Raw genomic sequence first — 12,012 nt, 5'->3', positions numbered from 1 at the left:
CTTGATAATCAGAGCTTGCCGTTGCGCTGCTGGATCATCATGAACGTGTCGTAGGTGTAGTCGGCAATCTGCGCCCAGAGATAGGCATCCTTCTTGAAGGCCTGCTGGCTGTCGTAGATCTTCTTGAAGGCAGCGTTCTTGGCCGTGATTTCAGCATAGGTTTCCTGCGCCGCCGCATAGCTGGCATCGAGGATCTGCTGGTTGAAGGCCTTCAGCACGGCACCTTCCGACACCAGCTGACGCAGCGCCTTGGCGTTGCTAGCATCGTAGCGCGCCAGCATGTTCATGTTGGCGTTGGCGCAGGCATCTTTCAGAATGCGCTGATAGGATTTCGGCAGATTGTTGAACTTGTCGCGGTTGAAGAAGGCGTGGACGGCCGGGCCGCCTTCCCACCATGCCGGGTAGTAGTAGTATTTCGCGACCTTCACGAAGCCGAGCTTCTGATCGTCATACGGACCGACGAATTCGGTCGCATCGATCGTGCCCTTTTCGAGCGCCGCATAAACGTCGCCGCCGGCGATCTGCTGCGGCGTGACGCCGAGCTTGGTCATCACCTGGCCGGCAAGACCGGCGATGCGCATCTTCAGACCCTTCAGGTCATCGATCGTGTTGATCTCCTTGCGGAACCAGCCACCCATCTGGGCACCCGTATTGCCGGCCGGCAGCGCATAGAGATTGTAGTTGCCGAGGAATTCGTTGAGCAGGTCGTTGCCGCCGCCGATCGAGAACCAGGAGTTCGTCTGGCGGGCATTAAGACCGAAGGGCACCGACGTCCCGAGCGCGAATGTCGGATCCTTGCCAATGTAATAGTAGGAGCAGGTATGCGCCATTTCGACGGTTCCGTTGGAAACAGCGTCTGCCGCCTGAAGGCCGGGCACAATTTCGCCGGCCGCGAAGGTGTGGATGGTGAAGTTGCCGTCCGTCGCTTCCTTGACGCTTTGCGCGATATCGGTGGATGCGGCCCAGAGGATGTCGGTGTTCTTGGTAAAGGAGGATGTCATCCTCCAGGTGAGCTTGGGACTTTCCTGCGCGATCGCGGGAGCGGCAAGAGCCCCGGCTGCAACTGCGCCGATTCCGGCGGTCCCTGCCTGCCGAAAGAAATGTCTGCGGTTCATACGGGTCATGCCTTTCTGACTGGCCCTTGACGGCCGGTAACTTCATTTCACCGGTCCTCACCGGCGTCTGCTCTTAATCCGATCATTTCGTCACCGGCAAGTAAAAAGTGCAGGAAGTTGCGCTGCGCTGCAGCATTGGTTTGCGAATATTGCGCGCGATTTTTTTTCTCAAACGGATCAAAGGGCACGGTTTGGAGTGACTTGAACTTTCACACAAAAAAGTTAGGTTAGAATTATTCTAATAAGGAGCTTCGATGTTCACTCGTTTGGTGCCCGGGTCCCGCCGGGCGTTTTTGTCGCTGAGCGAAGAGGAAATCCTCGCTCTTGCCATCTCGTCGGAAGAGGAGGACGCGCGCATCTATCTCTCCTACGCGAAGAACCTGAAAGAGGCATATCCGAGCTCCGCAAAGGTGTTCGAGGACATGGCCGAGGTCGAGCAGACCCACAAGAACATGCTGATCCAGATGTTTCGCTCCCGCTTCGGCGAGAACATTCCGCTGATCCGCAGAGAGCATGTGCAGGGATTTTACGCCCGCAAGCCCGACTGGCTGATGCGCAATCTGCCGCTCGACAAGATCCGCGAACAGACGGAGGCGATGGAGCGTCAGGCGGCAAATTTCTACCGCGAGGCCGCCAAACGGGTATCGGATGCCTCGACGCGGCAGCTGCTGGGCGATCTGGCACTGGCGGAGGAGGGGCATGAAGACATCGCCCGGATGCTCGGCGAAAAGCATGTGCCCGACGAAGCGCGTTCGGAAGAAGACCTGTCTGCCCGGCGTCAGTTCATCCTGACCTATGTCCAGCCAGGGCTTGCCGGCCTCATGGATGGCTCGGTTTCGACATTGGCGCCAATCTTTGCGGCAGCATTCGCCACGGGCGATACCTGGTCGACCTTCCTGATAGGTCTGTCCGCATCGGTCGGTGCGGGTATCTCGATGGGCTTTACCGAAGCGGCACACGACGATGGCAAGATTTCCGGTCGCGGCTCCCCCATCAAGCGTGGATTTGCCTCAGGCATCATGACCGCGATCGGCGGCCTCGGCCATACACTACCCTATCTCATTCCGCATTTCTGGACGGCCACCATCGTTGCGGCGATCATCGTCTTCTTCGAACTCTGGGCGATCGCCTTCATTCAGAACCGATATATGGAGACACCGTTCTTCAAGGCTGTCTTCCAGGTCGTGTTCGGCGGCTCGCTGGTCCTGGCCGCCGGTATCCTGATCGGCAATGGATAAGGCGCAGGTTATCGGTTCGCCGCAGCCGGCGCATCGACAGCAAAAAAGAAGACCCGCCGCTGCAAAAGCAGGGCGGGTCTTGTCATTTCGACCGGTTGATACGGCCCGTCGTCTGCAAGCCGGCTCTACCGGAGAGCGCCGACGAGAAGGTCGCGGCCATTTTCGATGGTGACCCAACGCCCTGCGTTGAACGAAGCCTGGCGCTTCAGGAACGTGTAATGCGTGGCTGTCCAGGGCAGGACATCGTTATCAAGATTGTCGAGAATGAAATCTCCATCCGCAGTGCGAAGCGTCAGAACGGCGTGACCTTCTCCATCCGGCTTGCGCACGACCGTCATCAGAAGGTCGGAATAACTGAAGCCTGCTTCGGCCAGTTCCTTGCGCTTCTGCAACGCGAAATCCTCGCAGTCGGCGAAGATGGTCGGATAGGTCCAGAACTCTTCCCGACCGTAAGCATCCATGTCGGTCTTGGCGATATAGCGCTCGTTGACTTCCAGGTTGATCCGGCGAACCGTTTGCCAGCTGTCTTCGTTGAGTTTGGGAGCGGGCGCCGACCGGCTCTTCAGAGAACATTCCGCGGGCAGGCGCTGGCAGAACTCGAAATGGCCGATCGGTTGCGACGTCACGTCACCGGTCACCATCGATGCAATCGACCGCGGAGCCGGCATTGCGGCGCCCGCAGGCACCAGCGCGCACAAAAGGATCACCGCAAAGCGCCGTACCAGCAAGGCTTTCATCATGACCCGTCCCTTAAAGTCCTAACGAAAAGTTAAGGGCCGAATGGGGGTCAAGTCAATCGTTCAGGTTTTGTTAATCTTCATTAAAACTGCTTTATGGTTAACAATGCTGCATTCTCGCATCAGCCCAAAATTTACTCATTTATTTATTAGGCCCATGATTGCACCCCTCATTTTTTCGATATCCTGAGGTCTGGAAAGGCGGTGATCACCGTCACGTACAAGCGTCAGCGTCACGTCGTCGGCAGGCAGGAATTCCATGAGTTTCAGCGCGTGTTCATAAGGCACGTCGCGGTCGTTCATTCCCTGAAGGATATGCACAGGGCAACCGGTTTCGATAATGCCGGTCAGTACTCGGTTGCGTGCTCCATCCTCAAGCAGGTCGCGGGTGTAGATATCAGGTTCGCTGCTATATTCGGAGGGTTCCTCGACATAGCCGTTGACTGCAAGCGACTGCCGCTGCTCATCCGTCAGGTGTGGCTCGATCAGCTCCCCCGTAAAATCGGGGGCGGGGGCAATCAGCACCATACCCTCGACTTTGGGCGACCCGCCACGCTTCTTAAGCTCTTGAGCCACACGAAGCGCGATCCAGCCGCCCATCGACGAGCCGACCAGCACTACGCTCTTGGGTTTCGTGTGGTCGAGCACGGCAAGAGCCTCCTCCAGCCAGCGGGAAATCGTGCCGTCGCGAAACGCGCCGCCGGAGACGCCGTGGCCGGAATAGTCGAAGCGGATGCACTCGGTGCCGAGCGTCTCGGCCAGCGCGTCGAGTTCGACGGCTTTGGTGCCCGTCATGTCCGATCGGTAGCCGCCGAGCCAGACGAAAGCCGCGTTGTCGTTGGAAGCGGATGCCGGCCTGACGAGAATTGCGATCTCGCGCATTGTCTCTGCGGTGCCAACCGGAATGCGGATAAGGTCTGATGGGGCGGTCGCTGACATGTGGGTCTCCTTGACGTCGCAGCCTCCGATTGCGTCAAACAGAGGCATACTGAAAGGTGGGCATCTATAAATCACATTGTCAGACGATTGCAGCAGGTGATTTTTCCCCGCGTATATGGTATTGACATCTATCCAGTGATGACGACATTCCGCTTTCGGCTGCAGCCAAGCGAGGAATTGTCGTTGCTGCGTGCTGAAATTATCTAGGAGAACACGACCATTCGCAGACCATTCAAAGCCGATGCCCCCGTCAAGGAAGGCCCGCGCTCAAACCGGGAAATCCGCGTTCCCAAGGTCCAGCTTATCGATGCCGAAGGCTTGAATCTCGGTGCGATACCGACCGACCAGGCCCTCAAGATGGCCGAGGACGCCGGACTCGATCTCGTCGAGATCTCGCCGAACAACGATCCGCCGGTATGCAAGATCCTCGATCTTGGTAAGCTGAAATACGCGAACCAGAAGAAGGCGTCCGAAGCGCGCAAGAAGCAGAAGATCGTCGAAATCAAAGAAATCAAGATGCGCCCGAACATCGACACCCATGACTATGAGGTGAAGATGAAGGCGATGAACAGGTTCTTTGAAGAAGGCGACAAGGTAAAGGTGACGCTGAAGTTCCGTGGCCGCGAAATGGCCCACCAGGAACTCGGCATGAAGCTTCTGCTGCAGGTCAAGGAAGACACTGTTGAAATTGCCAAGGTGGAAGCCGAGCCCAAGCTCGAAGGCCGCCAGATGATGATGGTGCTGGCGCCGAAGTAAGCGCCACGCCAATCGCCCCGTGCCTTTTCCAAGGCCAGGGTTTCGGCGGCATCACGCCATTCTTCTTATCCCATTGCGCTTTCGATCCGCTGCGGTTATAAGCGCGCGTCCGAACGGTCCGGCAGGGCATGCCGTGGCAGTTCAAAATGCTTGGAATTCGCATCGTCTGCGGTTCCGATACAATTATGGAGTAGCAAAATGCCCAAGATGAAGACGAAATCGGCTGCCAAGAAGCGATTCAAGGTAACCGCGACCGGTAAGGTCGTTGCCGCCGCTGCTGGCAAGCGCCACGGCATGATCAAGCGTTCCAACAAGTTCATCCGCGATGCACGCGGCACGATGATCCTCGCTGAGCCTGACGGCAAGAAGGTTATCAAGAACTACCTGCCGAACGGTCTCTAAGACTCATTCGACGATTTGGAACAGTTTTAAGGAGATCATGACATGGCACGCGTAAAACGTGGCGTAACTTCCCGCGCCAAGCACACCAAGACACTCAAGGCAGCCAAGGGCTTCTACGGCCGCCGCAAGAATACCATCCGCGCCGCAAAGGCAGCAGTCGATCGTTCGCGTCAGTTCGCAACGCGCGACCGTCGCGTCAAGAAGCGCAACTTCCGCGCTCTCTGGATCCAGCGTATCAACGCCGCTGTGCGCGAATCCGGCCTGACCTACGGCCGCTTCATCGACGGACTTAACAAGGCTGGCATCGAAGTCGACCGCAAGGTCCTGTCCGACCTGGCAATCCATGAGCCTGCAGCATTCGGCGCTCTCGTCGAAGCTTCCAAGACGGCTCTGGCCTACCTCAAGGACGCCGGCACGAAGAACGAGTTTGAAAGCGCGGTCAAGTAACCAGCGCTTCCCAAGCTTGTAGCTGATAGATTTTGGGGAACCCGCGCTGGCAGTGAGCTGGCGCGGGTTTTTCTTTTGTCTGCTTTCATGTTTTGTCTGCCAGCATTCGCATTGGTATTTACACTCTCATTCGCTTCATTGTCCGAGCATCAACGGAACACATCATGTCCGATCTGGAAAATCTGAAAACCTCGCTTCTGGCTGAAATCGAAGGTGCCAGCGATGAGGCATCGATCGAAGCCGTGCGCGTCAATGCGCTTGGCAAGAAAGGCTCCGTCTCCGAGCTCCTGAAGACGCTCGGCGGCATGTCTGCGGAAGAACGCCAGACCCGCGGCGCCGCAATCAACGCGCTGAAGACCGAGGTCACCGAGGCGATCACGAGCCGCAAGACGATGCTGAAGGACGCAGCGATCGACGCGCGTCTGAAGGCCGAGACGCTCGACGTGTCGCTGCCGGTGCGCTCCTCTCCAGCCGAGCGCGGCCGTATCCACCCGATCAGCCAGATCACAGACGAGATCACCGCGATCTTCGCAGACATGGGCTTCTCGATCGCCGAGGGCTCTGATGTCGAGACCGACTACTATAACTTCACCGCGCTGAATTTCCCCGAAGGCCATCCCGCCCGCGAAATGCACGACACGTTCTTCTTCCAGCCGGATGAGAAGGGTGAGCGCAAGGTGCTGCGCACCCATACTTCGCCGGTCCAGGTTCGCACCATGGAGGCGCAGGACCCGCCGATCCGCATCATCATTCCCGGCAAGACCTACCGCCAGGATTCCGACGCGACCCATTCGCCGATGTTCCACCAGGTCGAAGGCCTCGTGGTCGACAAGAAGGCGCATGTGGGCAATCTGCGTTATGTGCTGGAAGAGTTCTGCAAGACCTTCTTCGAAGTGCCGTCAGTGACGATGCGGTTTCGTCCGTCCTTCTTCCCGTTCACCGAACCGTCCTTCGAAGTCGATATCCAGTGCGACCGTTCAGGACCGATCGTGAAGTTCGGCGAAGGCACCGACTGGATGGAAATCCTCGGCTGCGGCATGGTGCATCCAAACGTGCTGCGCGCCGGCGGGCTGGATCCGGATGAATATCAGGGCTTTGCCTGGGGCATGGGCCTCGATCGTATCGCCATGCTGAAATACGGCATGCCGGACCTGCGCGACTTCTTCAATGCCGACGTGCGCTGGATGAACCACTACGGTTTCCGTCCGCTCGACATGCCGACATTGTTTGGTGGGTTGAGCCAGTAACCGGAACCATTGCGGACGGAATTGCGATGAGTGAGATGGTGACGCGACAGGGGAGGGTGCACCGCGGTGGCTGCCGCTGCGGCGCGATCCTCTTTGCGGCCAGCGCTGACCCGATCTACGCCAGTTACTGCCACTGCAGCGACTGCCGGAAAGCAACCGGTTCGCCTGTCGCGGCCTTTGTCGGGTTCAAAACCGACGACGTGACTTTCGCAGGCGAGCCCGGCTCGGCCTACGGCATAGCACCCGTCAAGCGCAGCTTCTGCGCGACCTGCGGCGCACCGATCGCGTATACCGATGAGCGGCTCGCCGACCGGATCTACTTTATGCTTGGCGCCATGGATGCGCCGGAAAACTATCCGCCCAGCGTGCACGGTTACGTGCGCGAAGAGCTTCCTTTCTTCCATGTCGATGACGGCCTGCCACGGATGGAAACGATGACCGTGCAGAGACCTTCAGGAGAAAACCGATGAAATTCACGCTTTCCTGGCTCAAGGATCACCTTGAAACCGATGCCAATCTCGAGCAGATCTGCGAGCGCCTGACGGCGATCGGGCTGGAAGTCGAGGATGTCGATGACAAGGCAGCCTACAAGCCTTTCGTCATCGCAAAAGTCCTGTCGGCGGAAAAACATCCGGAAGCGGACCGCCTGAAGGTTCTTTCCGTCGATGCCGGTCCGGATGTCAACGGCGGCAAGCCGCTGCAGATCGTCTGCGGCGCGCCGAATGCCCGCGCCGGTCTGGTCGGTGCGCTTGCTCGTCCTGGCGATTATGTGCCGGGTATCGATGTAACGCTTGCCATCGGCAAGATCCGCGGCGTCGAAAGCCACGGCATGATGTGCTCCGAAAAGGAGCTGAACATGTCGGAAGATCATAACGGCATCATCGATCTTCCCGACGATGCGCCGGTCGGCACCTCGTTCGCTTCCTATGCCGGCCTAGACGATCCGATGATCGAGATCAACCTGACGCCGAACCGTCCCGATTGCACTTCGATCTATGGCATCGCCCGTGATCTCGCCGCATCCGGGCTCGGCACGCTGAAGCCGCGCGCAAAGCCTCAGCTCAAACTCGAAGGCGAAACCTCGGTCGGCCTGTCGATCGATCTCGATGACGAAAACCTGTGCCCCGGCTTCGGCCTCCGCCTCGTGCGCGGCGTCAAGAACGGCGCAAGCCCGGGATGGATGCAGACGCGCCTGAAGGCGATCGGCCTGCGTCCGATCAACGCGCTCGTCGACATCACCAACTACATGACCTTCGACCAGGGCCGGCCGATGCACGTCTTTGATGCCGCCAAGGTCAAGGGCAATCTGGTCGTTCGTCGCGCCAGCGAAGGCGAAACGATCCTCGCGCTCGATACCCGCGAGTACAAGCTTACGCCGAGCAACGTTGTCATCGCCGATGACAACGGCGTCGAATCCATCGGCGGCATCATGGGCGGCGAACATTCCGGTTGCGACGAAAACACCGTCGATGTCCTGATCGAATCGGCTCTGTGGGACCCGATCAACATTGCCAAGTCGGGCCGCGCCCTCGGCATCATCACCGATGCCCGCTACCGGTTCGAACGCGGCGTCGATCCTGACTACATGCTGCCCGGTCTCGACCGCACCACGCAACTGGTGCTGGAACTCTGCGGCGGCACGGCAGCCGAAGCAAAGGTCGTCGGCTACAAGGCATATGAGCCGAAGACCGTCGATTTCCCCTTCGCCGAAGTCAAGCGCCTGACCGGCCTTGAGATCTCGTCCGACGAAAGCCGCCAGATCCTGGATCGCCTCGGCTTCACGGTTGAAGGTTCAGGCGAGCGCGTATCGGTGAAGGTCCCGTCCTGGCGTCCGGATGTCGATGGCAAGGCCGATCTCGTCGAAGAGGTCATGCGCATCCACGGCGTCGATCACATCAAGCCGGAACCTCTCGAAAGCATCGGCAGCGTCAACGGTAAGATCCTGACGACGCTGCAGATCCGCACCCGCACGGCCAAGCGTGCACTCGCTGCCCGCGGCATGTTGGAAGCCGTCACCTGGTCGTTCATTCCGGAGGCGCAGGCAAAGCTGTTCGGCGGCGGCGCACCGTCGCTGAAGCTCGCAAACCCGATCGCCGCCGATATGTCGGACATGCGTCCCTCGCTGCTGCCGGGTCTGCTGACCGCTGCCCAGCGCAATGCCGACAAGGGTTTGGGCGATGTGGCGATCTTCGAAGTCTCCGGCACCTACGAGAACGACACGCCGGAAGGCCAGCGTCGCGTTGCCGGCGGTATCCGCCGCGGCACGGCCTCGATCAACGGCGCAGGGCGCCTCTGGTCGAACGGTGCCAAGGGCGGCGGCAAGCCGGTGGATGTCTATGACGCCAAGGCCGATGCGCTGGCCGTGATCGAAGCCTGCGGCTTGCCCATGTCGAACGTGCAGGTCGAACAGGGTGGTCCCGCCTGGTATCATCCGGGCCGCTGCGGCACGATCAAGATGGGTCCTAAGATCGTGCTCGGCACGTTCGGCGAATTCCATCCGAAGACGCTGTCCGCGCTCGATGTGTCAGGCGCACTGTGCGGCTTCGAGGTCTATCTCGACGCCATGGCCGAGCCGAAGAAGAAGGCGACCCGCACCAAGCCTCCGCTGGAACTCTCGCCCTTCCAGGCCGTCAAGCGCGACTTCGCCTTCGTGGTCGAATCGACTGTCGAAGCCGGCGCGATCGTCAAGGCCGCAACCAGTGCCGACCGCAAGCTGATCTCGGGCGTCAACGTGTTCGACGTCTTCGAAGGCGCGTCGGTCGGCGAGGGCAAGAAGTCGGTTGCAATCGAGATCCTGATCCAGCCGGTCGACAAGACGCTGACGGACGAGGATTTCGAGGCACTCACTGCCAAGATCGTCGCCAATGTCGTCAAGGTCACCGGCGGCGTGCTGCGCGCCTAACCGGCGCGCTGGTACCGCCCCAATCCTGTGTCCTGCCGCCATATCCATAGGATGCGGCGCGGACGTCCTGAACATAGATGTAGCTCTCCTCATGCAGATCCCCGAGGAGAGCCGAAAATCCTGCAAAGGCCGCCTGGATAAAGGCGGCCTTTTCGCTTTTGGTATTGGTTTTGTGGGTTTCAAACGGGCGTGGTAACTTCACAAGAATCGTGAAGGAAGGGCCGGTGCGCAAGCCAAATTCCATGAAGGGGCTGGAGGAGCTAGGCCGGGTCAGGCTATCGGAAAACTTCTTCTTCCGCGATTTCCTGTTTTCCGAGATTGCCGCGGTCTATGGCCTGGCCAATGTCCCTGACGATCCGCATCTGGCGATCGAGGCGGGGCGGCGCCTTTGTGAAGAGTTGCTGGAACCGCTGCAGGCGACATTCGGCCGGCTGCATGTGCGCTCAGGTTACCGCGCAGCTGAAGTCAACGCCTTCGGCAATATCAGGGGATTAAACTGCGCCACCAATGCCGCCTCGTCTGCGGATCATATCTGGGATCTTCGCGATGCCGATGGCTGCATGGGCGCAACGGCCTGCGTCGTCGTCCCATGGCTGATTGACAATGTCAGCGAGGAAGGCGACTGGCGAAAGCTGGCCTGGTGGATCCACGATCACCTTCCCTATGCCTCGCTCTGCTTTTTCCCGAAACTCTGGGCCTTCAATATCCAGTGGCATGAGCGGCCGGTGCGCCGGATCACGAGCTATGCCCAGCCCCGCGGGCTCCTGACCAAGGAAGGAATGGCCAACCATGGCGGCGACCATTCGGAATGGTACCAGGGCTTTCCGAAGTTGAGGCGATAGTGCCTCATCGAGATAGGAATGCACGACCGATTGCACTGCCTGTTCTTCAGACTCGACGAGACCCTCCCCAGGCTCTGCAACAACAGAACCTGCGGAGGGCTAAATACTCACATCTTCATCTTTTCGCGGAGCGCATCAATGCGTTTGGAGGCTTCGGCCTTGGACAAGTCCTCGGCGAAAGCGTCAGGCTCTTTCGCCTGCTCGCTGAGGGTCTTGAGATAGGAGCCCTGGGCGCCGGTCATCGGCTCGTCACCGGTGACCCAGTCATCCGGGTCCTTCTCGGTGTTCGATGCGGGATCCGGGTCAGTCTTCGGGTTATGTATGTCGCTCATAGTTTCCTCACCGTTTGGATGTTCCTTAAACGTTCTCGGTGAAACGAAGTTCCATCAGCGGCGCGGTGTCCATGCCGCCTGTCCGCCGTAACGCGCACCGGCGATCTTGTCGGGAGACAGCATTTCGTCGAGGCGCTTCACGTCGTCGGCGGTCAGCACGACGTCGGCCGCTCCGGCATTCTGCTCCAGATTGGGGATTTTGCGCGCGCCGGGAATGGGCACGATGAAGTCGCCTTTGGCGAGTACCCAGGCAAGAGCAAGCTGCGCCGCCGTGATGCCCTTTTCCGACGCCATCTGTTCGACAAGCCGGACCAGCGCCAGGTTCGCCTCCATATTCTCAGCCTCGAAGCGCGGCATGGTGCGGCGCAGATCACCTTCGCCAAATTCCGACGTGTTCTGGATCTTGCCGGTCAGAAACCCGCGGCCGAGCGGGCTGAATGGCACGAAGCCGATCCCGAGCTCACGGCAGGTATCGAGCACGTCGCCCTCGGGATCGCGGGTCCACAAAGAGTATTCGCTTTGCAACGCCGCAATCGGGTGCACGGCATGGGCGCGCCGGATGATATCAGGGCTTGCCTCCGACAGGCCAAGCGCGCGCACCTTGCCTTGTTTCACCAGCTCGGCCATCGCTCCGACCGTCTCCTCGATCGGCACGTCAGGATCGACGCGGTGCTGGTAGAAGAGGTCGATCACGTCGATGCCGAGGCGTTTCAGCGAGGCTTCGGCAACTGCGCGCACCTGCTCCGGCCGGCTGTCGAGACCGGACATCGCGCTCGAGTCCTTTTTAGCGGGATCGATCCTGAACCCGAACTTGGTGGCGATCACCACTTTTTCGCGGAACGGCTTCAAAGCCTTGCCGACAAGCTCCTCATTCACGTAGGGGCCATAGACTTCGGCAGTGTCGAAGAAGTTGACCCCGATCTCGACGGCGCGGTGCAATGTCCTGATCGATGTCGCTTCATCCTGCCCGCCATAGGCATGGCTCATGCCCATGCAGCCAAGGCCAATCGCCGAGACCGTCAGTTCAGTTCCAAGCTTGCGTGTCTGCACGGGAA

Annotated in this window: 14 protein-coding genes; 8 read left to right on the top strand and 6 right to left on the bottom strand. The window is 59.4% G+C overall.

The annotated features are described in order from the left end of the window. Nucleotides 1-8 precede the first annotated feature (8 nt). A complete protein-coding gene (locus BLW69_RS17795) occupies nucleotides 9-1,115 on the bottom strand; it encodes a TRAP transporter substrate-binding protein (protein ID WP_092664125.1) in 1,107 nt (368 codons plus the stop codon). Between the two features lie 254 nt (nucleotides 1,116-1,369). Between BLW69_RS17795 and mbfA the strand changes: the two genes are divergently transcribed. After that, nucleotides 1,370-2,353 carry an iron exporter MbfA gene (gene mbfA / locus BLW69_RS17790; protein ID WP_092663862.1) on the top strand — a complete coding sequence of 328 codons (984 nt, stop codon included), beginning with the start codon at nucleotides 1,370-1,372 and terminating at the stop codon, nucleotides 2,351-2,353. Between the two features lie 125 nt (nucleotides 2,354-2,478). Here mbfA and BLW69_RS17785 read toward each other — a convergent pair whose 3' ends face one another. Further along, nucleotides 2,479-3,021 (bottom strand): transglutaminase-like cysteine peptidase, encoded by a 543-nt coding sequence (locus tag BLW69_RS17785; protein ID WP_244474020.1) that lies wholly within the window; start codon nucleotides 3,019-3,021, stop codon nucleotides 2,479-2,481. A 207-nt stretch (nucleotides 3,022-3,228) separates the two neighbouring features. Next, nucleotides 3,229-4,029 carry an alpha/beta hydrolase gene (locus BLW69_RS17780; RefSeq protein ID WP_062454095.1) on the bottom strand — a complete coding sequence of 267 codons (801 nt, stop codon included), beginning with the start codon at nucleotides 4,027-4,029 and terminating at the stop codon, nucleotides 3,229-3,231. A gap of 219 nt (nucleotides 4,030-4,248) precedes the next feature. Here BLW69_RS17780 and infC point away from each other — a divergent pair, with 219 nt between their 5' ends. From infC to pheT, 6 genes are all read left to right on the top strand, one after another. Further along, nucleotides 4,249-4,785 carry a translation initiation factor IF-3 gene (gene infC / locus BLW69_RS17775; protein ID WP_062454094.1) on the top strand — a complete coding sequence of 179 codons (537 nt, stop codon included), beginning with the start codon at nucleotides 4,249-4,251 and terminating at the stop codon, nucleotides 4,783-4,785. A gap of 198 nt (nucleotides 4,786-4,983) precedes the next feature. Then, nucleotides 4,984-5,187: a 50S ribosomal protein L35 gene (gene rpmI / locus BLW69_RS17770; RefSeq protein ID WP_046793986.1), complete on the top strand. Its 204-nt coding sequence runs from the start codon at nucleotides 4,984-4,986 to the stop codon at nucleotides 5,185-5,187. Nucleotides 5,188-5,229: 42 nt separating this feature from the next. Further along, complete coding sequence (gene rplT / locus BLW69_RS17765; RefSeq protein ID WP_062454093.1) at nucleotides 5,230-5,634, top strand: 50S ribosomal protein L20; 405 nt, start codon at nucleotides 5,230-5,232, stop codon at nucleotides 5,632-5,634. 164 nt (nucleotides 5,635-5,798) lie between these two features. Continuing rightward, a complete protein-coding gene (gene pheS / locus BLW69_RS17760; protein ID WP_062454092.1) occupies nucleotides 5,799-6,881 on the top strand; it encodes a phenylalanine--tRNA ligase subunit alpha in 1,083 nt (360 codons plus the stop codon). 26 nt (nucleotides 6,882-6,907) lie between these two features. After that, nucleotides 6,908-7,351: a GFA family protein gene (locus tag BLW69_RS17755; RefSeq protein ID WP_244508877.1), complete on the top strand. Its 444-nt coding sequence runs from the start codon at nucleotides 6,908-6,910 to the stop codon at nucleotides 7,349-7,351. After that, on the top strand, nucleotides 7,348-9,783 hold the full coding sequence (gene pheT, locus BLW69_RS17750; RefSeq protein ID WP_092663858.1) for a phenylalanine--tRNA ligase subunit beta: 2,436 nt from the start codon (nucleotides 7,348-7,350) through the stop codon (nucleotides 9,781-9,783). Before BLW69_RS17755 ends, pheT begins: the two co-directional genes overlap by 4 nt. Here pheT and BLW69_RS17745 read toward each other — a convergent pair. Next, the gene (locus BLW69_RS17745; RefSeq protein WP_210184930.1) at nucleotides 9,758-10,015 is read right to left on the bottom strand and encodes a tautomerase family protein; all 258 of its coding nucleotides are present in this window, start codon (nucleotides 10,013-10,015) and stop codon (nucleotides 9,758-9,760) included. The genes pheT and BLW69_RS17745 overlap by 26 nt on opposite strands. Here BLW69_RS17745 and BLW69_RS17740 point away from each other — a divergent pair. Then, nucleotides 10,008-10,625, top strand: a complete 618-nt coding sequence (locus BLW69_RS17740; protein WP_092663856.1) for a hypothetical protein — start codon at nucleotides 10,008-10,010, stop codon at nucleotides 10,623-10,625. The two genes, BLW69_RS17745 and BLW69_RS17740, sit on opposite strands and share 8 nt — an antisense overlap. A gap of 107 nt (nucleotides 10,626-10,732) precedes the next feature. Here BLW69_RS17740 and BLW69_RS17735 read toward each other — a convergent pair whose 3' ends face one another. Both BLW69_RS17735 and BLW69_RS17730 read right to left on the bottom strand, forming a co-directional pair. Then, nucleotides 10,733-10,957: a DUF3072 domain-containing protein gene (locus BLW69_RS17735; RefSeq protein WP_062454087.1), complete on the bottom strand. Its 225-nt coding sequence runs from the start codon at nucleotides 10,955-10,957 to the stop codon at nucleotides 10,733-10,735. Between the two features lie 54 nt (nucleotides 10,958-11,011). Beyond that, nucleotides 11,012-12,007 (bottom strand): aldo/keto reductase, encoded by a 996-nt coding sequence (locus BLW69_RS17730; RefSeq protein WP_092663854.1) that lies wholly within the window; start codon nucleotides 12,005-12,007, stop codon nucleotides 11,012-11,014. Nucleotides 12,008-12,012: the final 5 nt, after the last annotated feature.

Source organism: Rhizobium sp. NFR12 (assembly GCF_900108545.1).
Taxonomy (GTDB): domain Bacteria; phylum Pseudomonadota; class Alphaproteobacteria; order Rhizobiales; family Rhizobiaceae; genus Neorhizobium; species Neorhizobium soli.
This window is presented reverse-complemented; position numbering and strand designations above follow the sequence as displayed.